At 63.2% G+C, this 19,428-nt stretch carries 17 protein-coding genes; 7 read left to right on the top strand and 10 right to left on the bottom strand.

What is annotated here, in order from left to right; all coding sequences use genetic code 11:
- Positions 1-62: 62 nt before the first annotated feature.
- The 7 genes from AC04SH_RS17035 to AC04SH_RS17005 are packed head-to-tail and all read left to right on the top strand — an operon-like array spanning position 63 to position 7,333.
- Positions 63-1,013: a carbohydrate ABC transporter permease gene (locus AC04SH_RS17035; RefSeq protein WP_172224447.1), complete on the top strand. Its 951-nt coding sequence runs from the start codon at positions 63-65 to the stop codon at positions 1,011-1,013.
- Positions 1,010-1,954 (top strand): carbohydrate ABC transporter permease, encoded by a 945-nt coding sequence (locus AC04SH_RS17030; RefSeq protein ID WP_488575894.1) that lies wholly within the window; start codon positions 1,010-1,012, stop codon positions 1,952-1,954. Before AC04SH_RS17035 ends, AC04SH_RS17030 begins: the two co-directional genes overlap by 4 nt.
- A 21-nt stretch (positions 1,955-1,975) precedes the next feature.
- The gene (locus AC04SH_RS17025) at positions 1,976-3,091 is read left to right on the top strand and encodes an ABC transporter ATP-binding protein (protein WP_475457650.1); all 1,116 of its coding nucleotides are present in this window, start codon (positions 1,976-1,978) and stop codon (positions 3,089-3,091) included.
- A gap of 4 nt (positions 3,092-3,095) precedes the next feature.
- The gene (locus AC04SH_RS17020) at positions 3,096-4,598 is read left to right on the top strand and encodes an FAD-dependent oxidoreductase (RefSeq protein WP_488575893.1); all 1,503 of its coding nucleotides are present in this window, start codon (positions 3,096-3,098) and stop codon (positions 4,596-4,598) included.
- Positions 4,595-5,356: a 3-ketoacyl-ACP reductase gene (locus AC04SH_RS17015; RefSeq protein WP_488575892.1), complete on the top strand. Its 762-nt coding sequence runs from the start codon at positions 4,595-4,597 to the stop codon at positions 5,354-5,356. Before AC04SH_RS17020 ends, AC04SH_RS17015 begins: the two co-directional genes overlap by 4 nt.
- A gap of 10 nt (positions 5,357-5,366) precedes the next feature.
- On the top strand, positions 5,367-6,995 hold the full coding sequence (locus AC04SH_RS17010; protein ID WP_488575891.1) for a GMC family oxidoreductase: 1,629 nt from the start codon (positions 5,367-5,369) through the stop codon (positions 6,993-6,995).
- Positions 6,996-7,015: 20 nt separating this feature from the next.
- Complete coding sequence (locus tag AC04SH_RS17005; protein ID WP_488575890.1) at positions 7,016-7,333, top strand: Dabb family protein; 318 nt, start codon at positions 7,016-7,018, stop codon at positions 7,331-7,333.
- Here the strand turns inward: AC04SH_RS17005 and AC04SH_RS17000 are convergent.
- From AC04SH_RS17000 to AC04SH_RS16955, 10 genes are all read right to left on the bottom strand, one after another.
- Entirely contained in the window at positions 7,320-8,165 is an 846-nt protein-coding gene (locus AC04SH_RS17000) for an EamA family transporter (protein WP_488575889.1), read from the bottom strand. The two genes, AC04SH_RS17005 and AC04SH_RS17000, sit on opposite strands and share 14 nt — an antisense overlap.
- Before the next feature lie 7 nt (positions 8,166-8,172).
- Positions 8,173-9,081 (bottom strand): endonuclease/exonuclease/phosphatase family protein, encoded by a 909-nt coding sequence (locus AC04SH_RS16995; RefSeq protein ID WP_488575888.1) that lies wholly within the window; start codon positions 9,079-9,081, stop codon positions 8,173-8,175.
- Between the two features lie 202 nt (positions 9,082-9,283).
- A complete protein-coding gene (locus AC04SH_RS16990) occupies positions 9,284-10,837 on the bottom strand; it encodes a cation:proton antiporter (protein ID WP_488575887.1) in 1,554 nt (517 codons plus the stop codon).
- A 149-nt stretch (positions 10,838-10,986) separates the two neighbouring features.
- Positions 10,987-12,051, bottom strand: a complete 1,065-nt coding sequence (locus tag AC04SH_RS16985; protein WP_112559242.1) for an ABC transporter ATP-binding protein — start codon at positions 12,049-12,051, stop codon at positions 10,987-10,989.
- 30 nt (positions 12,052-12,081) lie between these two features.
- The gene (locus AC04SH_RS16980; protein ID WP_488575886.1) at positions 12,082-12,873 is read right to left on the bottom strand and encodes an ABC transporter permease; all 792 of its coding nucleotides are present in this window, start codon (positions 12,871-12,873) and stop codon (positions 12,082-12,084) included.
- The gene (locus AC04SH_RS16975; RefSeq protein WP_112559240.1) at positions 12,870-13,784 is read right to left on the bottom strand and encodes an ABC transporter permease; all 915 of its coding nucleotides are present in this window, start codon (positions 13,782-13,784) and stop codon (positions 12,870-12,872) included. Before AC04SH_RS16975 ends, AC04SH_RS16980 begins: the two co-directional genes overlap by 4 nt.
- A gap of 63 nt (positions 13,785-13,847) precedes the next feature.
- A complete protein-coding gene (locus AC04SH_RS16970) occupies positions 13,848-14,954 on the bottom strand; it encodes an ABC transporter substrate-binding protein (RefSeq protein WP_488575885.1) in 1,107 nt (368 codons plus the stop codon).
- Between the two features lie 242 nt (positions 14,955-15,196).
- Complete coding sequence (locus tag AC04SH_RS16965) at positions 15,197-16,369, bottom strand: iron-containing alcohol dehydrogenase (RefSeq protein ID WP_488575884.1); 1,173 nt, start codon at positions 16,367-16,369, stop codon at positions 15,197-15,199.
- 18 nt (positions 16,370-16,387) lie between these two features.
- Positions 16,388-17,776, bottom strand: coding sequence for an aldehyde dehydrogenase family protein (locus AC04SH_RS16960; protein WP_488575883.1), 1,389 nt, complete (start codon positions 17,774-17,776; stop codon positions 16,388-16,390).
- Between the two features lie 229 nt (positions 17,777-18,005).
- Positions 18,006-19,376, bottom strand: a complete 1,371-nt coding sequence (locus tag AC04SH_RS16955; RefSeq protein WP_488575882.1) for a glutamine synthetase family protein — start codon at positions 19,374-19,376, stop codon at positions 18,006-18,008.
- Positions 19,377-19,428 lie beyond the last annotated feature (52 nt).

Raw genomic sequence — 19,428 nt, 5'->3', positions numbered from 1 at the left:
TGCACGGGGCCGCCTTGCCGCCTGACGGCAGAGCACGGACGACCCGAAACGGGAGGAGCCTCATGAGCAGTGTAGCGACAACACAGATCAAGCTGACGCCGGAGCGGCCGCGCGCTTCTGTGCGCTCGCGCCTGCAGGACGCCCTGCCGAAGATCGTGCTGGCGCCGAGCTTCGCCATCACCATCGTGTTCGTCTACGGCTTCATCCTGTGGACGATCTATCTGTCCTTCACCAATTCCAAGACCTTCCCGTCCTATGTCATCACCGGCTCGCGCGCCTATCAGCGGCTGTGGGGCTGGACCTTCGACACCGACCCGCCGTCGAGCTGGTACACGTCGATCACCAATATGGGCATTTTCGGCTTTCTCTATATCGCCATCTGCCTGGCGCTCGGCCTGTTCCTGGCCATCCTGCTCGACCAGAAGATCCGCGGTGAAGGCGTGTTGCGGCCGATCTATCTCTACCCGATGGCGCTGTCCTTCATCGTCACCGGCGTTGCCTGGAAATGGTTCCTCGACCCCGGTCTCGGCCTCGAGCAGACCCTGCATCAGTGGGGCTGGACGAGCTTCCATTTCGACTGGATCAAGAACAAGGATTTCGTCATCTACACCGTGGTCATCGCCGGCGTCTGGCAGGCCTCCGGCTTCATCATGGCGATGTTCCTGGCCGGCCTGCGAGGCATTGACGGCGAGATCATGAAGGCGGCGCAGATCGATGGCGCCACAACCTTCCAGCTCTACCGCCGCATCGTCATCCCGCTGCTGCGGCCGATTTTCCTGTCGGCCTTCATCGTGCTCGCCCACCTCGCCATCAAGTCCTACGATCTGGTCGTCGCGCTGACCAGCGGCGGCCCCGGCGGCTCGGCCTGGCTGCCCTCCAACTTCATGTATGAGTACACCTTCAAGCGTAACGAAATGGCCGTCGGCTCGGCCAGTGCGGTGATCATGCTGATGACCATCGTCGCCATCATCGTGCCCTATCTCTATTCCGAACTGCGGGAGAAGCCGCGATGAGCGCTGTCGCCACCCCTGCCCGCCAGGCCTCTAGCGGCATGAGCACCAAGACCCTCAACCGTGTCGTCATCTACGGGCTCTTGGCGCTGTTTGCTCTGTTCTATCTGATGCCTCTGTTCGTCATGCTGGTGACGTCGTTCAAGACCATGGACGAGATCCAGAACGGCAACATGCTGGCGCTGCCCAAGGCGCCGACCTTCGACCCCTGGCTGAAGGCCTGGGGCGAGACCTGCGTCGGCCTCACCTGCGCCGGGATCAAGGGCTATTTCTGGAACTCCATCAAGATGGTGGTTCCGGCCGTGCTGATCTCGACCATGCTCGGCGCGCTCAACGGCTATGTCTTGACCAAATGGCGTTTCCGCGGCGCAACGCTGGTGTTCGGGCTGATGCTGTTTGCCTGCTTCATTCCGTTCCAGTCGGTGCTGTTGCCGATGGCGACCATCCTCGGCAGCCTGGGACGTTTCGGTGTCTCGCTGCAGAACTCGGTCGGCACCAGCTTCGGCCTCGGCAACCCGACGGTCAATCTGGTCTTCGTCCACGTCGTCTACGGCATTGGCTTCACCACTCTGTTCTTCCGCAACTACTACGAGGCGTTCCCGAACGAGCTGATCAAGGCCGCACAGGTCGACGGCGCCTCCTTCTTCCAGATCTTCCGCCGCATCATGCTGCCGAACTCGATGCCGATCTTCGTCGTCACCGTGATCTACCAGTTCACCAACATCTGGAACGACTTCCTGTTCGCCTCGGCCTATGCCGGCACCGGCGACTCCATGCCGATGACGGTGGCGCTCAACAACGTCGTCAACACCTCGACCGGTGTCGTCGAATACAACGTCAACATGGCGGCCGCGATGATCGCGGCTCTGCCCACCCTGATCGTCTATGTCGTCGCTGGCCGCTATTTCGTGCGCGGGCTGATGGCCGGTGCGGTCAAAGGCTGAGCTATCACGAAGGAACGACCCATGGCTTTTCTGGAAATTGATGGGCTGAAGAAGCGCTTCGGGAATGTTGAAATCCTGAAGGGCATCGATGTCGAGCTCGAAAAGGGCGGCTTCCTGGTGCTGGTCGGCCCGTCCGGTTGCGGCAAGTCCACCTTGCTCAACACCATCGCCGGCCTGGAGCAGATCACCGAGGGCGAGATCCGCGTCGACGGCCGCGCCATCAACGATCTGCATCCTTCCAAGCGCGACATCGCCATGGTGTTCCAGAGCTATGCGCTCTACCCGAACATGACCGTGGCCGGGAACATCTCCTTCGGCATGGAGATGCGCGGCGTGCCGGCCGACGAGCGCCAGAAGGCGATCGACAAGGTGGCCAAGGTGCTGCAGATCGGCCACCTCCTGCAGCGCAAGCCGAGCCAGCTTTCCGGCGGCCAGCGCCAGCGCGTCGCCATGGGTCGGGCGCTGGTGCGCGACCCCAAGCTGTTCCTGTTCGACGAGCCGCTGTCCAACCTCGACGCCAAGCTGCGCGTCGACATGCGCATCGAGATCAAGCGCCTGCATGCCACCACCGGTACCACTATCGTCTACGTCACCCACGACCAGATCGAAGCAATGACGCTGGCGACCAAGATCGCCGTCATGCGCGACGGCGAGGTACAGCAGTTCGGCACGCCTGCCGAAATCTACAACAACCCAACCAACCTGTTCGTCGCCGACTTCATGGGCTCGCCGGCGATGAACCTGATCCCGGCGACCATCGCCACATCGGGCAATGCGCTGTCCGTCGTGCTGCAGCGCGAGGCGCGCGAGCCGATCACGCTGCCGATGGCCAATGCGCCGGCGGGTCTCTCGGCCTTCCAAGGCAAGCCGATCATCTTCGGCGTCCGCCCGGAAGCGCTGACCGATCCCGAAGGCGCCGAACGCAACGCTTCCAACATCGCCACTGCCGACCTGCACATCGAGGTGGTCGAGCCTGCGGGCTCCGACACGTTCGCGGTCACCAATCTCGGCGGCAAGCCCGTTGTGGCGCGGCTGCGCGCCGACGCCAACATCCAGCCGGGCACCAGCACGCCGCTGGCCTTCAACCTGACCAAGGCAGTGTTCTTCGATCCGGCGACCGAGAACCGCATTCGCTGATGCTATGACAAACCCGGACATCGTCATCATCGGCTCCGGCATTGGCGGCGCCACGATCGCTTCGGGTCTGGCCGGCAGCGGCGCTTCGATCCTGATGCTGGAGCGCGGCGAACCCTTGCCGGCAACGTCGCATGCCCGCGACACACGTTCGATCTTCGTCGACGGCCACTATCGGCCCAAGGAGATGTGGCGCGAGGCCGGCGGCGCCGCCTTCAACCCCGGCAATTACTACTATGTCGGCGGCAATTCGAAGTTCTATGGCGCGGTGCTGATCCGCTACCGCAAGGAAGACTTTTCGGCCATGGAGCACTTTGGCGGCGTTTCGCCGGCATGGCCGTTCTCCTATGACGAATTCGAACCCTGGTATTCGAAAGCCGAGCAGCTGTTTCGCGTCCGCGGCACGCTCGGCGAAGACCCGACCGAGCCGTTCCATTCGATTCCCTACGCCTACAAGCCGGTGCCCGATGAAGCGCCGATCGCACGTGCCCGCGCGGAACTGAAGGGGCTGGGCCTGCATCCGGCATCGCTGCCGCTCGGCGTCGACATCGACACCTGGCTGAAGGAAGGCAAGACCGGCTGGGACGCCTTTCCGAACACCGGCCAGGGCAAGATGGATGCCCAGACGGCGCCGCTGGCGGCGGCGCTCAAGGACGAAAACATCCAGCTCGAGACGGGCTGCTATGTTGAATATCTCGAAGCGGCGCCGAACGGCAAAAGCATATCGGCCATCCACTACCGGCAGAATGGTGAGCTGAAAAAGGTAGCGCCAAAACTGGTCATCCTGTCCGCCGGCGCGGTCAACTCCGCCGTCATCCTGCTGCGTTCGCCATCCTCAGATGGCAAAGGTCTCGCCAACCGCTCCGACCAGGTCGGCCGCAATTTCATGAACCACAATTCGAGCGCCATGCTGGCGATCGATCCGCGCCGCAGGAACGATTCCGTCTACCAGAAGACGCTGATGCTGAACGACTATTATCTCTCCGACGGCAAGGGCGGCAAGCCGCTCGGCAACGTCCAGCTGCTCGGCAAGATTGACGGCAACATGCTGAAGGCCAATGTGAAGTCCGTGCCGAAATTCGCACTGGATTACATGGCCGGACATGCGGTCGACTGGTATTTGATGTGCGAGGACCTGCCCGATCCGGAAAGCCGTATCATGGTCGACGGCAAGGACATCGTCATGCAATGGCGGCGCTCCAACATGCAGTCGCTCGACGGGCTGACCAAGGTGATGCGCGAAAACTTCCGCGCCTGCGGCTATCCAATCGTGCTGTCGCGCCCCTTTGACAAGCGTACGCCGTCGCACCAGTGCGGCACGGTCAAGATGGGCGACGATCCGGCGACGTCGCCGCTCGACCCGTACTGCCGCGCCTTTGATCACCGCAACCTGTTCGTCGTCGACGCCAGTTTCCTGCCGAACTCGGCAGCGGTGAACCCGGCACTGTCGATTGCAGCACAAGCGCTGCGGGTCGCCGAGCACATCCGCCAGACGGACCTCGCGGCATGACCCGCCCCTCCGCCATCGTTACCGGCGGCGCACGCGGCATTGGGCTGGCGTGCGCCGAGGCGTTGGCCGATGCCGGCTTCGACATTGTGGTCGCCGATCTCGCCGAGCAAGCTGCAGACGGACTGGCCGCCGACATCACCGCGCGTGGCGCGAAGTTCGCCTATATCCGTTGTGATATAGCCAACCTGGATGACCATGCGGCCCTCGTCGACGCCGCCACGCGTGCCTTCGGCCGCATCGACTGCCTCGTCAACAATGCCGGCGTAGGCGCCGTGGTGCGTGGCGATCTGCTGGAGCTGAAGCCGGAGAATTTCGACCGTGCGCTGAACATCAACCTGCGCGGCACCGTCTTCCTCAGCCAGGCCGTCGCCAAGGCCATGCTCGCCACGCGGGGCGACTATCCAAAGTCGATCATCACCATCACCTCGGTCAGCGCCGAAATGGCCTCACCGGAACGCTCGGATTACTGCATCTCGAAGGCCGGCCTTTCGATGTGGGTGAAGAACCTGGCGCTGCGGCTCGCGCCGGAAAACATCGGCGTGTTCGAGCTGCGCCCAGGCATCATCCGCACCGACATGACGGCCGGCGTGACCGCCAAATACGACGCGCTGATCGATAGCGGCCTGGTGCCGGCAAAACGCTGGGGCGAAGCATCCGACATCGGCGCTGTGGTGGCGACGCTCGCCGCCGGCAAGCTCGGCTTTTCCACCGGCTCGATCATCAATGTCGACGGCGCGCTGTCCGTGCCGCGATTGTAAGGGTGATGCCATGACCGACTACATCATCGTTGGCGCCGGCCCGGCCGGCTGTGTTCTCGCCAACCGGCTAAGCGAGGATCCGGGCAATGCGGTATTGCTGCTGGAAGCAGGCGGCAAGGACTGGCATCCGCTGATCCACATGCCGGCGGGCTTCGCGAAGATGACCAAGGGCATCGCGTCCTGGGGCTGGTCGACTGTGCCGCAGAAGAACATGAAGGATCGCGTCTTCTGGTACACACAGGCCAAGGTGGTCGGCGGCGGCTCCTCCATCAATGCCCAGATCTACACGCGCGGCAACGCCCGCGACTACGACGCGTGGGAGAAGGAAGAGGGCCTCGCTGGCTGGGGCTATCGGGACGTGCTGCCCTATTTCAAGCGGGCCGAGAACAACCAGCGCTTCGCCAACGATTTTCATGGCGACCAGGGGCCGCTCGGCGTGTCGAACCCGATTTCGCCGCTGCCGATTTGCGAGGCCTATTTCCGTGCCGGGCAGGAGATGGGCATCCCCTTCAACCCGGATTTCAACGGCGCTGCCCAAGAAGGCGTCGGCTATTACCAGTTGACCCAGAAGGACGCCCGGCGTTCATCCGCTTCGGTCGCCTATCTGAAGCCGATCCGCGCCCGCAAGAACCTGACCGTCAGGACCGATGTGCTGGTGACCCGCATCGTCGTCGAGAAAGGCCGCGCCATCGGCGTCGAGATCGTCGACAGGCCGGGCGGCCAGAAGACCATCCTGCGCGCCGAACGCGAGGTGATCGTCTCGTCCGGCGCCATCGGTTCGCCGAAGCTATTGATGCAGTCGGGCATCGGCCCGGCCGATCACCTGAAATCGGTCGGAGTGACGCCGGTGCATGATCTGCCCGGCGTCGGCTCCAACATGCAGGACCATCTCGATTTGTTCGTCATCGCCGAATGCACCGGGGACCACACCTACGACAACTACGCCAAACTGCACCGCACGGCATGGGCCGGCTTGCAGTATCTGCTGCTGAAGCAGGGACCCGTCGCGTCCAGCCTGTTCGAGACCGGCGGCTTCTGGTACGCCGACCCGACCGCCGCCTCGCCCGACATCCAGTTTCATCTCGGCCTCGGCTCCGGCATCGAAGCCGGCGTCGAGAAGCTGAACAACCCGGGCGTCACCTTGAACTCGGCCTTCCTGCGCCCGCGCTCGCGCGGCACGGTGCGGCTGAAGAGCGGCGATCCGGCCGACCACCCGCTGATCGATCCGAACTACTGGTCCGATCCCTATGATCGCGCGATGTCGATCAAGGGGCTGAGACTCGCGCGCGAAATCATGCGGCAGAAGGCGCTTGCCCCTTACGTGCTGCGCGAAGTGCTGCCCGGCCCGTCGCTCGCCAGCGATGAAGAGCTGATCGATTACGCCTGCCGCACCGCCAAGACCGATCATCACCCCGTGGGCACCTGTCGCATGGGCCATGACGATATGGCGGTGGTGACACCGGACCTGCGCCTGCGCGGCATCGAAGGCTTGCGCGTCTGCGATGCCTCGGTGATGCCGCGCGTACCCTCTTCCAACACCAATGCGCCGACCATCATGGTCGGCGAAAAGGGCTCGGATATTATCCTTGGCCGCGAGCCGCTGCCGCCGGCGGTGTTTTCCGGCAACCGCGCCGCATAGTCATTCGGGAGAGCCACTCAATGATCAGGCATTGCGTCTTCGTCAAATTCCGGGGCGATGTTCCCGACGCCGAGCGGTCGGCGATTCACGCCGACCTCGAAGCGCTGCGCCAGGTAATCGACGGCATGGACACGGTCCACTTCAGCGCCAATGTCAGCCCGGAGCCGTTCGCGCGCGGTTTCAGCCATGGCTTCACCATCGACTTCCGCGATGCCGCCGCCCGCGACGCCTATCTGGTGCACGAGGCGCATCAGCGCGCCGGCGCCCGACTGGTCGCCGCGCTCGAAGGCGGTACCGACGGGCTGATGGTGTTCGATCTCGAGATCAGCCCAGCCTGAGCGCCACGACACCGGCAACAATGCTGAGCGCGGCAGCCCCGCGCCAGCCCGTCATCTTTTCGCCCAGCGCGAAGACCGAGATCATCATGGCGAACAGGATCGAGGTCTCGCGCAGCGACGCCACCGAGGCGATCGGCGCCTTGGTCATCGCCCACATGACGATCCAGTAGGCGGCGCCACTGAGCACTCCGGTGAACAGCCCGGCTTTCCAGTCGCGTGCCAGCACAGGCAGTGCCTTGGGCCCGCGGAAGACGAGACAGAGCACCAGCGCGCCAAGGGCATCGCAGATGAACAACCAGGCGGCATAGCTCTGCGCGGTCGCCGCCAGCCGCGCGCCGCTGCCGTCGGACAGCGTATAGCTGGCGATGAAGATCGAGGTGCCGAGCGCAAAGGCCACCGCGCGCAGATTGATCCGCTCCAGATGCGCGCCGCCGCGAAACGACATCACCAGCGTGCCAGCCGACAGCAGCAGGATGCCGAGGATGGCGAACGGCGCCGGCATCTCCCGCACCACGACAACGCCGCCGAGCGCGGTCAGCAGCGGCGCCGTACCGCGCGCCAACGGATAGGTCTGGGCGAAATCACCGGCCTTGTAGGCGCCGATCAGGAAGGTCCGATAGCCCATGTGAAAGATCACCGAGGCGATGATGTAGGGCCACACCTCGGCCTTCGGGAACTCGATGAAAGGCAGCACGAACAGCGCGGCAAACCCCATGCCCAGCGTCATCAGCGTGATCGACAGGAAGCGGTCGAGATGCACCTTGACCAGCGCGTTCCAGATCGCGTGCATTGCGGCCGCGGCAAGCACCGCGAAGAAGACGAAAAGCGTCATCGAGGGCTCACCGACCTCCCGAGCCCAATGGCGTTTCGAGATCGATATCGACCCGGAGGGGGAAGTGATCGGAGGCCACCTCGCCGACATCGGCGCTGACCGATCGCACGCGGTCCGCGAATATGCCTCCGACGAAGCAATGATCGAGCCGGCGCTTTGCCACCTTGCCGTCGATGGTCTTCACATGGGTGTGGAAGTCAGCAGTCGGCTCGCTGGCAATGGAAACCGCATCGACAAAACCGTCGAGGTAGGCGGCGCCGCGGTGATAGGGCGCGCTGCCGACGATGCGGCGATATTCCACGCTGCCCGGCTCCATGTTGAAGTCGCCCATCCAGATCGCCGCCTGAGGATTCTCCGGCTCGCCTTCGCCGCTGGTCCAGTTGCGGGAAGGCTCGTCATCAATGCCGCTCCACGGTCCGCCCTCGGACGGCGCACGGCGATGTTCGGCAAGCAGATAGTCGATCTGCTCCAGCCGCTCCTCCACTGCTATATGGGCGAGGTGCAGCGACAGGAAACGCACTGGGCCGGCCGGCGTGCGGATCATGCATTCAAGCGCGGCATTGCGGGTGTTGAGCGGCCTCAGCGTGCGGCGCATCGGCAGCGCGTGCAGACGCGACCAGACGATCGGCAGCTTCGACAGCAGCATGGTGCCGAACTGCCGGCGGCGGTTGACGATGCGGCCATCGCGCCGCTCGCTTGCGTCCATGTCGAAGGCCGGGCCGTAAACCCAATGATAGTCCGGCAGCAGCCTCGACAGGATCTCCGGCTGGTCGTCCTCATTGCTCCGCTGCCAATGCCGCTCGACCTCCTGCAGCGCAATGATGTCGGCGCCGTCGACCAGCCTGGCGCAGCGCGTCAGATCGTAGCGGCCGTCACCGCCAAACCCGTACTGGATGTTGTAGCTGACCAGCTTCATTGCTTATCCGGCTCAGTTTCGGTGATGGCAGTAGCGGTTCAGTGGATTGGTTGCAATGTGCACGAGAACGGAAGTGGCTTGTGCCAGAACCTCCCCGCCCTTGCTGCACTATCATGCACCGACTCCCGCCCGGCTCGGTATCCTCCGCACGTCGGAAAACGCCGCGAGGCGCGCCGTGGAAAGTGATGGCGCGAAATTGGCGCTAGTCGGTCGTCAGCGGCTGGAACCGGCCCGCCGGCGATGCGGCCAGTTCCGCCCAGTCGATCTCTTCCTCCAGCCGGTGATAGGCCTCGTCGCCGATCGTGCCGTTGCGGCGCAGCTCCTCGAGCGTGTCGCGCTGGCGGTTGATGGCATAGAGGCGCAACCGATCGTATTCTGTGGCGGCCTGTGCATCGTCCGGGTTTTCCGCGATCACGCGCTGAGCTTCATACTGCTCTCGCACGACGGCAGCCGCCGCCGAGGTCTTGCGGCTGAGGACATCGAGAGCGGCCTGCATGACGGCGACACGCGCCTGCGCCACCTCGTTGTCGACCGTTCTGTCCGGGGCGAAGTTGATCCAGCGCAGCAGCGGCTTCAGGGTCATGCCTTGCAGTACCAGCGTGCCCAGCACCACCGCGAAGGCGGCAAGCACGATCGGGTCGCGGTGGGGAAAATCGGCCGGCAGGGCAATGGCCACGACCAGCGTCACCAGTCCGCGCATGCCGCACCAGCCGACGAGCACGGCACCGCCAAATGTCGGCAGATCGCGCCTTGCCTCTTCGCTGCCAAGGCGGGCAAGCCATCGGATGATGGCGACGTAACTCCCCACCCAGACCAGCCGCGCGACGATGACGACGACCAGCACGGTTCCGGCAAAGAGAAAGGCTTCGCCCTGCCCGTCGCCAGCAAGCCTGCCGACGATCGTGCGTGCCTGCAGGCCCATCAGCACGAAGGCCAGCACGTTGAGCACGAACACCGCCGATTCCCAGACCGAATAGGTGCTGACGCGGCGCCGCGCCGACATGCGGCGGGGTGCCCTGCGCGCGATGGTGATGGCGTAGACGACAATGGTGATGATGGCGGAAAGGCCGAGCTTGTCTGCGATGATCCAGACGGCAAAGGTTCCGGCAAACTGCACCACCGTGCTGCTTGCCGCATCCTCGATCCGGCCGAGCGTCAGCAGCGAGATGCGGCCGAACACATAGCCCGCGACCAGACTGCCGATCGTTGCCAGCAGGATCACCGGGATGGCGTTGCTCAGCATGATCGTGCCGAGCGCGGCCGAAACCGCCAGGCGGTAGATCAGGAGTGCGGTGGCATCGTTGAGCAGGCTCTCGCCCTGCAGGATGGCCGTTATGCGGTGCGGCACCTTGAACTGGCTGAGAACGGCACTAGCCGCCACGGCATCCGGAGGCGCGACAATGGCGCCCAGCGCGATTGCCGCCGCGATCGGCAGGCCGGCCATCTTCCAGCCGACAAAGGCAACCACCACGGTGGTAAAGACAACGGCGCCAAGCGCCAGCAGCGCCAGCGACAACCGGTAGCGTTTCAGGTCGCGCAACGAGGTGTCATAGGCGGCGTCGAGAAGCACCGGCGCGATGAACAGCGCAAGCGCCAGTTCCGGATCGATCTCGATCATCGGCGCGCCTGGCACGAAGGCAATCGCCACCCCGGCCAGAGCCAGCAGGGAGGGATAGGGAATTTCCAGCCGCCGCGACAGCGCCGTCAGCGCGACGGCGGCCAGAAGCAGGACAAGGGTCAGTTCGAAAAGCGCCATGGCCCATGGTAGCGGCGAAGCGGCATCGTGGGCAGTGGCTGGATGGCAAGATGCTGTTGATTGTCCAGTACGCTTCCGGCTCTGGCCTGCAGCCGCTCATCGCACCGGCTTGAATCGACCGCCTCAGTTTTCCTGAGGATGCTGCTTTATTAGTGCAGCACCAGCATATCGCTCGACGAGAACGATATCTCGGCCTTCTCGCCGACTGCCGGCGGCGGCGTTGCCGGGCTGTTGAATGTGTCGAGCGAGACCGTGTTACCGCCGATACCGACGCGAACCCGGATGACCGAGCCGAGGAAGTGCACTTCGGAAATTTCGCCTGACAGGCTGGAGTCACGGCCAGGCTGGCGTCCCAGCGAAATCGCCTCCGGCCGCAGCGCCAGAGACAGCATGTCGCCGGACTTCGACCCGTTGAGCTTGCCCTTGAGCGAGACCTCCTGCGTGTTGACCTGCACCGTGCCGGCCGCGGCATCGGTGACCTTGCCTTCGAGCACGTTCAGCGTGCCGACGAAATTGGCGACGAACTTGGTTGCCGGGCGATTGTAGATCTCGAACGGCGTGCCGACCTGCTCGGCCTTGCCGCCATACATCACCGCGATGCGGTCCGAGATCGACAGCGCCTCTTCCTGGTCATGGGTGACGAAGATGGTGGTGATGCCAAGCTTCTTCTGGATGGAACGGATTTCCTCGCGCAGCGACACGCGAACCTTGGCGTCGAGCGCCGACAGCGGCTCGTCGAGGAGCAAAAGCTTCGGCTTCGGCGCAATCGCCCGCGCCAGCGCAATGCGCTGCTGCTGGCCGCCGGAGAGCTGGTAGGGATAGCGGTCGGCCATCTGCGGCAGTTTGATGATGTCGAGCATCTCGGCAACGCGGGCATCAATATCTGCCCTGGGCATGCCGGCGACCTTCAGTCCAAAGCCGATGTTCTGCGCCACCGTCAGGTTGGGGAACAGCGCATAGGCCTGGAACACCATGCCGACATTGCGCTGGTTGGGCTTCAGCCTAGTGATGTCCTTGCCGGCGACGACGATCTTGCCCGCCGACGGCTCTTCGAAACCGGCGACCATTCGCAGAACGGTGGTCTTGCCGCAGCCGGACGGCCCGAGGAAGGAAACGAACTCGCCCGGCTCGACATCGAGATTGAAATCCTCGACCACAGTGGTGGCGCCGAAGGATTTTCGCACATGCTGGATGGAGAGGAATGGTTCGGCCATGGTTTTTTCTTTCGATCAGTACTTTGTCGATCAGTTCGGGCGGTTCGCCGATCTCGGCGCGAACCGGGACAGGATCTGGATCAGCGACATGCAGCCCCAGGTGATGGCGAAGGCGATGATGGCAAGCGCCGCCGGCTCATAAGCGCGGTTGGCGCCAACGTTTTGCAGATAGGGGCCGAAGGCGGGTCGGTTGAGCAGGCTGGCCATGGTGAATTCGCCAATGACGATGGCGAACGTGAGGAAGGCGCCCGACAACACCGCGATCAGCACATTGGGCAGGATCACTCGACCAATGATCGTGCCCCAACCGGCGCCCAGAATCTGCGCCGCTTCCGTCAGCGTCCTGACATCAATGGTGCGAAGGCCGGTATCGACGGCGCGGTACATGTAGGGCAGCGCCAGCATCGCATAACCGATGACCAGCAAGGCATTTGTACCCATGTCGGTCGCCAGGAACGGCAGCGGCGAATTCGAACCGTACATCCTGATATAGCCGAAGACGATGACGATGGCCGGAATGACCAGCGGCAGCAACGTGATAAACTCGACGATCGGCCGCAGTTGCGGCAGGCGCAGCCGAATCCAGTAGGCGGCGGGCACCACGATCAACACGCCGAGAATGATGGTGAAGACGGCGGCTAGCACCGAGTAGCCAAAGGTCGCCTGAAAACGAGGGTCGCCAAGCACGATCTGATAGGCGTCGAAGGAATAGGCGCCGCGACGCATGCGCATGGAGAATTCGACGGTCGCGATCAGCGGAATGAAGAAATAGGCCGCGCCGAGGATGAAGACGACCCAGGCCCAGAATTTGCCGGACTTCATTTCAGCCACCTCTCCGAGCGGGTTCGGAACCAGATGTAGAAGACGTTGGCCAGACCGGTGATGACGATCATGCCGAAGGCGATCGCATAGCCGAGATGCGCATTGTGCAGCACGTCGCCGCGGATCTGCGCATAGAGCAGGATCGGCACGATGTTGAGGGAGGAGCCGGTCAACGCATAAGCGGTGGCGATGGCGCCGAAGGCATTGGCGAAGAGCAGGATGACCGTGCCGAGGAAGCTCGGCCAGATCACCGGGATCACCACCATGCGCCAGTATTGCGCCTGGGTGGCGCCGAGCGTCGCGGCGGCCTCGCCCCATTCCTTCTTCAAGCCGTCGATCGCCGGCGTGATGATGACCACCATCAGCGGGATCTGGAAATAGACATAGGTCAGCGTCAGGCCCCAGAACGACAGGATGTTGAAGCCGTGTGCATAGATGTTGAGGCCGAAGACCGTGTTCAGAAGTACCGTCGCGAGACCGAGCCGTCCGAGTGTCGCGAGGAAGGCGAAGGCCAGCGGTACGCCGGCGAAATTGGAGGCAACGCCGGAAAAGGTTAGCGTTGCCGAGCGTATCCACTCCGGCAGGCCGCCGCGCACGATCGCGATGGCGATGGCGAGCCCGGCGAAGGCACCGATCAGCGCCGAGGAAAGGCTGACCTTGAGCGAAATCCAGTAGGCGGCGACAATCGATGGCTGCGCCAGCGCCGCTATGTTTTCGAACGTGAATTCGCCGGCATCGTTCTGGAATGCGCCCAGCATCAGATAGAGCGTGGGCAAGATGAGGAACATGATTGCGAAGATGAAAAATGGCGCGACACCGAGCCATTGCGTCGGCAGTCGCAATGCGCGCGCCTCGCTGGGGGGCGCGGTCTTCCCGGCGACTGCGTGATCGGAAAGCGAGAGATCTGTCATGCGCCGGCTACCGTCTCCGAGGAAAACCGGGCGGCCGCGAGGCCGCCCGGTTGGCTTCAAGCCTTACTTGACGTTGGCGCCGACGACGGCATCCCAGTTCTTGGTGACGGCTTCCTTTGCCTTGCCCTGCTCGTCCAGCGTCGGGAACACCGCCGCAGCGTAAGCCTCAGCCGGCGGCAGCTTGGCCATCACGTCCGCCGGGAGCTTGCCGTTCTTGGCAAGGTCGTTGAAGCGGATCGGGTGGCAATAGCCTTTCAGCCAGCCGATCTGGCCTTCGTCGGAGTAGAGATACTCCAGCCACAGCTTGGCAGCGTTCGGATGCGGTGCGAAAGCACTGATCGCCTGCACGTAGACGCCGGCAACGACACCCGTCTTCGGCACGACGACGTCGACGGGCGGATTACCCTTCAGCGTGTCGCGACCGGCAAGTGCATTGTAGTCCCAGGTCACCAGGATCGGCGTCTGGCCTTGAGCCAGGGTCGCCGGCTTGCCGATGACCGGCACGAAATTGCCGGCGGCATTGAGCTTCTTGAAGAAGTCGAGGCCGGCGGTACCGGCAGCTTCGCCCGCAGCCGCGCCGCCGGAAAGGCCAGCGGCGTAGACAGCCTGGATGGCCTGGTTCGAGGCGCGCGGGTCGCCGGCAAGCGCCACGGTGTTGGCGAATTCCGGCTTCAACAGGTCAGCCCAGTCAGCCGGCGCTTCCTTGACGAGGTCCTTGTTCACCAGGAAGGACAGCACGCCGTAGTAGTCGCCGGTCCAGTAACCCTCGGCATCCTTGGCGCTATCGGGGATCGAATCCCAGGTCGACACTTTGTAGGGCTGGATCAGGCCATCGGCCTTGGCGGTCGGACCGAAGGACAGGCCGACATCGATGACGTCAGGCGCCTGCGGACCCTTGTTGTCCTTGTTGGCCTTGATCGCCTCGACCTCGTCGCCGGAGCCGGCGTCGGGGTTGAGCTCGTTGACGGTGATTTCCGGATACTTCGCCTTGAAACCGTCGATGACGGCGCCATAGCCACACCAGTCATGCGGCAGCGCGATGGTGGTGAGCTGGCCTTCCTTCTTCGCCGCGGCAACCAGTTCATCCATGGACTGGGCCGACGAGATAGCAGAGGTCGCCATGAGGGCGACGGCCGATAGGGAAAGCACTTTCCCCGTAAACTTGAACATGTGTTCTCTCCGTTGAACTGGCGTCGCTGGACGCCTGCGATGCGGTATCTTTTTCATGTGACAGCCAGATGAAAGCTTTTTGAAACTGGCCCCCGGCGGCACGAAAAGTTAACTCTTTTTAACAGGCTGTAGCAATTAGCCCGCACTTAATTTTCCGGCTAATGGTTTATCGCCTCGTCTCCTGCCCCTTGCCCTTTCCTTTCCCCTCGTTTCCAGATCAAGTTCCGGCACCGCACTCCGCCTCAGACGGTGCCGGCAATGGCATTTTCGAGCAGCGTCAGCGCTGCCTTCTTGGTCAGCTTGACCGGATTGCCGCCGGCGGTCGGATCGACCACCGCCATATCGGCGATCAGCCCCTTGCGCTTCTTGTCCATGTCGAGCCCCTTGATCAGGCCGGGCAGAGCATGCGGCACCTTGAGCTCCTTGCGCAGTTTGATGATCACCCTAGCGAAGCCGTCAAAGCCGCCCTTGATGCCGCAATAGGCGGCAAGCCGGGCGATGCGCTCCTCGATCGAGTCCCGGTTGAAGGCCAGGACATAAGGCATGAACACCGCATTGGTCATGCCGTGATGGGTGTCGTAGAGCGCGCCGATCGGATGCGACAGCGAATGGATGGCGCCCAAACCCTTCTGGAAGGCGGCGGCGCCCATGGCGGCCGCGCTCATCATATGGGCACGGGCGACCAGGTCCTTGCCGTTGGCATAAGCCTTGGGCAGGTTCTCGAACACCAGGCGGATACCTTCGACGGCAATGCCGTCGGCCATCGGATGATACCCCGGCGCGCAATAGGCTTCGAGGCAATGAGCCAGCGCATCCATGCCGGTGCCAGCGGTGATGAAGCCCGGCATGCCGACCGACAATTCCGGATCGGCAATCACGATTGCCGGCAAAAGTTTCGGATGGAAGATCACCTTCTTGGTGTGCGTCGCCTCATTGGTGATGACACCGGCGCGGCCGACTTCGGAGCCGGTGCCGGCGGTGGTCGGCACGGCAATGATCGGCGCGATGGCATCCGAATTGGCGCGCGTCCACCAGTCGCCGACATCCTCGAAGTCCCAGACGGGCCTCGTCTGCCCGGCCTGGAAGGCGATCAGCTTGCCGAGATCGAGCGCCGAACCGCCACCGAAGGCGATGACGCCGTCATGCTTGCCTTTCTTGAACACGGCAATGCCGGCGGTCAGGTTGGAATCGACCGGGTTCGGCTTCACCTCGGAAAACACGCCATAGGGCACCTTGGCGTCGTCGAGGATTTTCAGCGTCGAAGCGACGACCGGCAGTTTCGCCAGCCCTGGATCGGTGACGAACAGTGGCCGCTTGATGCCGGTCGCTTCCAGCACCTCGGGCAATTCCTTGATGCGCCCTGCGCCGAAGCGGACGGTGGTCGGGTAGTTCCATTTGGAGATCAGCTTGGACATGTCTTGTCTTTCAAAAAATCAGATGGCTTCGCGCAGGTGGAAGGATTTCGGTCGGGTCAGATTGTCGTAGCCGAGCGCCGACAGGGCAACGCCCTTGCCGGTGTCCTTGACGCCGGTCCACACCAGCGCCGGATCAAGATAGTCGCAGCGGTTCATGAACACGGTGCCGGTCTCGACGCGGTCGCCGATCGCGATGGCGTGCTCAGTGTCGCGCGTCCAGATCGAGGCCGTCAGCCCGTAGGGGCTGTCGTTCATCAGCGCGATCGCCTCCTCGTCGTTGCGCACCTTCATGATGCCGACGATCGGGCCAAAGCTTTCCTCGCGCATGACGCTCATCTGGTGGTCGACACTGGTCAGCACTTCCGGCGCCAGGTAGGGCGAGCCGGCTTGGTCATTAGCCACCTTCATATTGATATGTGCTACCGCGCCTTTGCGCAGCGCCTCGGCCTTCTGCTCGCGGATCAGGTCGGCGAAGCGCGCCTGCGCCATCGGCCCCATTGTCGTCGCCTGCTCCAGCGGATTGCCGACGACATAGTTCTTCGTCTCTGCAATGAAGCCTTCGACGAACTGGTCGTAGACCTTCTCATGCACATAGACGCGCTCGATGCCGCAGCAGCACTGGCCGGAATTGTAGAAGGCGCCGTCGACCAGATTGGCCACCGCATGGTCGAGTTTGGCGTCGGGCAGCACATAGGCCGGGTCCTTGCCGCCGAGCTCGAGGCCGAGAGTCATGAAGGTGCCGGCCGCCGCCTTCTCGATGGCGCGGCCACCGCCGACCGAGCCGGTGAAGTTGACATGGTCGATCTTGCCTGAGCCGAGCAGTTTTTCGGTCTGGGCGTGGTTGAGCACGACATTCTGGAACACGCCCTTGGGCAGCCCAATCTTGTCGAAAGCCTGCTGAAAACGTTCACCCACCAGCAGCGTCTGCGCCGCGTGTTTCAGGATAACGGTGTTGCCGGCCATCAGCGCCGGCACGATGGTGTTGACCGCCGTCAGATAGGGATAGTTCCACGGCGCGATCACCATGACAACGCCGAGCGGATCCTTCTTCACATAGCGGCGGAAGCCGTCCTTCGGATTGGAAGCCGGCACGGATTTCAGCGCAGCTTCAGCAATCTCGACCATGTAGTTGGTGCGTTCCTTGACGCCGCCGAACTCACCGCCATAACGCACCGGGCGCCCCATCTGCCAGGCGATCTCCGGCACGATCTCGTCGGTCATCGCGACCAACGCTTCGAGCATCGCCAGCATATACTTGCCGCGCTCTACGATCGGTGTCAGCACCCACTTCTCCTGCGCCGCCTTGGCGCGCTCGACCGCCGCATTGATCGCCTGGTCGGTCGCGATCGGCCGCTCCGCATAGATCGAGCCATCGATGGGGGATTTGAGTTTGACCGTTTCGGTCATCGTTTAAGTCCTCGCACTTCTTTGAAATCGAAAATCATCTGGCTTTGTGCTGCCCCTCATCCGCCTACCGGCACCTTCTCCCCGTATAGCGACAGGGAGAAGGGAAAGCTCCAACGTCGCGCCCCCCCTCTCCCCGTTCTTCACGGGGGGTCCGAAGGACGGGCGAGACAAGCGGCTCGCCCCGGAATAGGTAAGGGTGAGGGGCAGCGCCGACGTTTCGCAGGCTATCCTAGTACCGCTCGAACCCCCTGTGCAGTTCCCAATCCGTAATGCGGCGGTCGTATTCGAACTGCTCCCACTTCGCGGTGTGGACATAATGTTCGAGCACGTCGTCGCCGAGCGCCTGCTTCAGCATCTTCGACTTGGCCAGCGTCTCGGTGGCGTCCCGAAGCGTCTTCGGAATCTCGGGCAGGCGCGAGGCCTGATAGGCATCGCCGACGAACGGCTTTTGCAGTTCGAGCTTCTCGTCGATGCCGGCAAGGCCGGCTGCGATCAACGCGGCGAAGGCCAGATACGGGTTCAGGTCGGCGCCGCCGATGCGGCATTCCATGCGGATGCCCTTGGTGCCCTCGCCGCAGAGGCGGAAGCCGGCGGTGCGGTTGTCCTCGCTCCACATGATCTTGGTCGGCGCGAAGGTGCCGGCCTGGAAGCGTTTGTAGGAATTGATGTAGGGCGCCAGGAACCAGGTGAACTCCTTGGCGTATTTCAGCTGACCGGCCGCCCATTGCTGGCCGAGCGTCGACAAAGTCCAGTCCGCCTTTTTGTCGAAGAACAGCGGCGTCTTGCCGTCGGCGCTCCACAGCGAATTGTGGATGTGGCTGGAATTGCCGGCGAGCCCATAATTGTACTTCGACATGAAGGAAATCGACTTGCCTTCGGACTCGGCGATTTCCTTGGCGCCGTTCTTCAGGATGACGTGGCGGTCGGCCATGTCGAGCGCCTCGGCATAGCGCACATTGATCTCTTCCTGGCCCGGACCCCATTCGCCCTTGGAGTTTTCGATCGGGATGCCGGCGGCCTCCATCTCGTTGCGAAGCCGGCGCATGACGCCTTCTTCCTTGGTGGTGATACCGATCTGGTAATCGCCGATATAGGGCGAGGCAGTGTCGAGGCCCTGCCAATGCTTCTTGCGGGCGGAATCGTAGGTCTCGTTGAACAGATAGAATTCAAGCTCGGAGGCGAAGTAGCCGATATAGCCACGCTCCGTCAGCCGCTTGACCTGCTTCTTCAGGATGGCGCGCGGCGAATGCGGCAGGTCGTCATGGGTCTGGTGGTCGAGCACGTCGCAGATCACGAGTGCTGTCTTTTCCAGCCACGGAAGGCGCCGCAGTGCCGCCAGATCCGGCTTCATGACGAAGTCGCCATAGCCCTTCGACCAGCTTGCCGCCTTGTAGCCCGGCACCGGCTCCATATCGATGTCGGCGGCGAGCAGATAGTTGCAGCCGTGCGTCTCGTCATGGGCGGAATCGACGAAGTACTGCGCCAGGAAACGCTTTCCCGCGAGCCGCCCCTGCATGTCGACGATGCAGGCCAGCACCGTGTCGATCTCGCCATCGGAGACCGCTTTCTTCAACTGAGCGAACGAGAAATTTCCGGCCATTCCTTTGGCACTCCAGCGCTGGACGATTGAGGGGTAAATGAAACCATGGCCG

Source organism: Mesorhizobium sp. CNPSo 4688 (assembly GCF_057784295.1).
This window is presented reverse-complemented; position numbering and strand designations above follow the sequence as displayed.

What these genes read in the sequence shown, in the direction of transcription:
- AC04SH_RS17035 (WP_172224447.1), top strand. Translation starts at nt 63, where the DNA reads ATGAGCAGTGTAGCGACAACACAGATCAAGCTGACGCCGGAGCGGCCG.
- AC04SH_RS17030 (WP_488575894.1), top strand. Translation starts at nt 1,010, where the DNA reads ATGAGCGCTGTCGCCACCCCTGCCCGCCAGGCCTCTAGCGGCATGAGC.
- AC04SH_RS17025 (WP_475457650.1), top strand. Translation starts at nt 1,976, where the DNA reads ATGGCTTTTCTGGAAATTGATGGGCTGAAGAAGCGCTTCGGGAATGTT.
- AC04SH_RS17020 (WP_488575893.1), top strand. Translation starts at nt 3,096, where the DNA reads ATGACAAACCCGGACATCGTCATCATCGGCTCCGGCATTGGCGGCGCC.
- AC04SH_RS17015 (WP_488575892.1), top strand. Translation starts at nt 4,595, where the DNA reads ATGACCCGCCCCTCCGCCATCGTTACCGGCGGCGCACGCGGCATTGGG.
- AC04SH_RS17010 (WP_488575891.1), top strand. Translation starts at nt 5,367, where the DNA reads ATGACCGACTACATCATCGTTGGCGCCGGCCCGGCCGGCTGTGTTCTC.
- AC04SH_RS17005 (WP_488575890.1), top strand. Translation starts at nt 7,016, where the DNA reads ATGATCAGGCATTGCGTCTTCGTCAAATTCCGGGGCGATGTTCCCGAC.
- AC04SH_RS17000 (WP_488575889.1), bottom strand. Translation starts at nt 8,165, where the DNA reads ATGACGCTTTTCGTCTTCTTCGCGGTGCTTGCCGCGGCCGCAATGCAC.
- AC04SH_RS16995 (WP_488575888.1), bottom strand. Translation starts at nt 9,081, where the DNA reads ATGAAGCTGGTCAGCTACAACATCCAGTACGGGTTTGGCGGTGACGGC.
- AC04SH_RS16990 (WP_488575887.1), bottom strand. Translation starts at nt 10,837, where the DNA reads ATGGCGCTTTTCGAACTGACCCTTGTCCTGCTTCTGGCCGCCGTCGCG.
- AC04SH_RS16985 (WP_112559242.1), bottom strand. Translation starts at nt 12,051, where the DNA reads ATGGCCGAACCATTCCTCTCCATCCAGCATGTGCGAAAATCCTTCGGC.
- AC04SH_RS16980 (WP_488575886.1), bottom strand. Translation starts at nt 12,873, where the DNA reads ATGAAGTCCGGCAAATTCTGGGCCTGGGTCGTCTTCATCCTCGGCGCG.
- AC04SH_RS16975 (WP_112559240.1), bottom strand. Translation starts at nt 13,784, where the DNA reads ATGACAGATCTCTCGCTTTCCGATCACGCAGTCGCCGGGAAGACCGCG.
- AC04SH_RS16970 (WP_488575885.1), bottom strand. Translation starts at nt 14,954, where the DNA reads ATGTTCAAGTTTACGGGGAAAGTGCTTTCCCTATCGGCCGTCGCCCTC.
- AC04SH_RS16965 (WP_488575884.1), bottom strand. Translation starts at nt 16,369, where the DNA reads ATGTCCAAGCTGATCTCCAAATGGAACTACCCGACCACCGTCCGCTTC.
- AC04SH_RS16960 (WP_488575883.1), bottom strand. Translation starts at nt 17,776, where the DNA reads ATGACCGAAACGGTCAAACTCAAATCCCCCATCGATGGCTCGATCTAT.
- AC04SH_RS16955 (WP_488575882.1), bottom strand. Translation starts at nt 19,376, where the DNA reads ATGGCCGGAAATTTCTCGTTCGCTCAGTTGAAGAAAGCGGTCTCCGAT.